The sequence below is a fragment of the Phycisphaerae bacterium genome (assembly GCA_024102815.1).
GTDB lineage: Bacteria > Planctomycetota > Phycisphaerae > UBA1845 > UBA1845 > JAGFJJ01.
In genome coordinates, this window is the sequence record JAGFJJ010000051.1 from 1 (window position 1) to 1,994 (window position 1,994).

The 1,994-nt window shown below is 58.9% G+C and carries 1 protein-coding gene; it reads left to right on the plus strand.

Annotated features, from left to right (window positions below; genetic code table 11):
* Positions 1-941 precede the first annotated feature (941 nt).
* Positions 942-1,766, plus strand: a complete 825-nt coding sequence (locus tag J5J06_13320; GenBank protein MCO6438067.1) for a hypothetical protein — start codon at positions 942-944, stop codon at positions 1,764-1,766.
* The last annotated feature ends 228 nt before the right edge of the window (positions 1,767-1,994 follow it).

The window sequence follows — 1,994 nt, forward strand, 5'->3', positions numbered from 1 at the left end:
AGGGTGCGCCCGAAGCGGGCGACCCTGGGCTACGGTTGTTCAACGCCTGCGGCGTAAAGACAGCGCGGGAGTCGAACCGAAGGGCCACCCATCTGTCTTGGAGTCGCGCGCTTTGGACGTTCTAAACTCCGAGGTTCCAACGCCTTAAAAGCTGCACGATCTCGAAGCCGGGGAGGGGGCCAGAGGGATATTAAGGGGGAGCGCTCGCAGAGGCGCAAGCCGTCCAAGTTTCCCTCGGTTGTAACGCCAAGTTCCGTGCCCGGTCCGAGGCGATGGGCGAGCATCCCGCTCAGCGTCGTCGGTCCCCGACCATTTCCCAACATCGTCGCGACGACGAGTGCTTTGGCAACGGCTGGTCAGGTCGCCAACGAACCAACCCCGAGGCGGCCTGTGGGGCGTTTCACGGCTGACCTGAGCCACGGTGTGCCGGTACCCGGATTAACGCAATAACCAAGAACCTTGTCTGAGGACGACTTTTCTGTGGACGTGAATGCATCCGGGTGGGGGATGGACAGACCTGGCGCTCAGCCATACATCCGCGGGCTTCCTCCCCACCGCCAGTCACCCGGCCGCAGTTGCCCTGGTCTTCTGCTTGCCTCTCGGAGGAGTTCATTTGGTATACTGGTGTCCAACAGTTTCCAGTCTCGTACAGGAAACTTGCACCCCACAACAATCACGCCCATTCCGGGCGCTCCCATGCGTTGCACTCGAGCGGGCGGCAGCGCGGGTCTTAAAGTTAACCTCGCACGCACCCGCCGCGTGAACGCGGTCGTTAGGCTTTGCTGTGACAAATGCACAGGACACCACCAACTGAAGTCCAACGAGTACTGCGACAGGAAGTCTCCTATGGATGTCCTGTTCAGGGCTGTCGGCTGCCCTTCCTAACTTGGCATCATTTTGATCCTCCGTGGAGCGAACGTCAGCACCACGACCCCAATGGGATGATTGCCCTCTGCCGCTCGCATCACGACCATGCGGACGCAGGCGGATTTTCGAAGGACGAGTTGAGAACACTTAAGAGTGGCAGCTTCTCGGCGGAGTCTGTCAAAGCTCGTTTTCCGTGGGCCAAGCGAGCGATGCTCATTCGGCTCGGCGGATGTTATTCTGGCGGCTCGTCCGCAGTGCTCTCTGTTTCTGGCAATCCAATCATCCGGGTTACGACTGGCGAGAGTGGTCTGCTGTTACTCTCATTCCTGTTGAAATCACCTGATGGCGCCGTTGTCGCCCACATGACTGATAATATTTTCCAGTCAGACCCCGCCGCGCTCCACGACTTAAAGTGTAAGGCAAGTGCGACGTCAATAAAGGTCTGGTTGGCGCCTCGCGATATTGGTCTCGACCTCACCTTGAAGCGCATAACAATCGATGATCTTGATGGGGTCTTGGCACGCGACAGAGAGCGTGCAGAAAACAGCCCAGCAGCCAAACGCGCACTGGAGGAGTGGGAATGTGCGATGAACGATCTCCCGGCACCAGTGAAAGAATCTCTGTCCAACCGTGAGCAATTCAAGCCACGCGGCATGGATGGACTGCCGCAACACATTCAGGAGGCGATCCTTAGTGGAGATCCAACGGGCACTATCACCAAGCACTGGGCGACTCAGCATTGCCTAGATGACGAAGGAAAGCTCGCGCTGCTAGACTTCACCAACCTCGCGATCCACGAACGCGGTAGATGTATTCGCATTTGTAACGGTTTCAGCGAGGGGCCCGGGCTCTTCGCATACAATGCGGCATTCAGTTGCGCCGGCTCGTACTACCTATGACTTGATTGCCGGCAACAAAAGGCCTAATCGGGTAGCCGGGCGGGTTTCCCCGCCCGGCCCCCACACCACCTGGCATGCGGGTCCGCACTAGGCGGTTCGACGAAGGGGAGCAAGTTGCGCCCAGAGGGTCTTCAGGCTGAGTAGTCCTTGTTCTTGTAGCCAGGCGTTGGTCAGACCGACACCCGTGGCGATGGACTTGGCCATGTGCCAGGGGCCTTTCCGACTGCG

What these genes read in the sequence shown, in the direction of transcription:
- J5J06_13320 (MCO6438067.1), top strand. Translation starts at nt 942, where the DNA reads ATGATTGCCCTCTGCCGCTCGCATCACGACCATGCGGACGCAGGCGGA.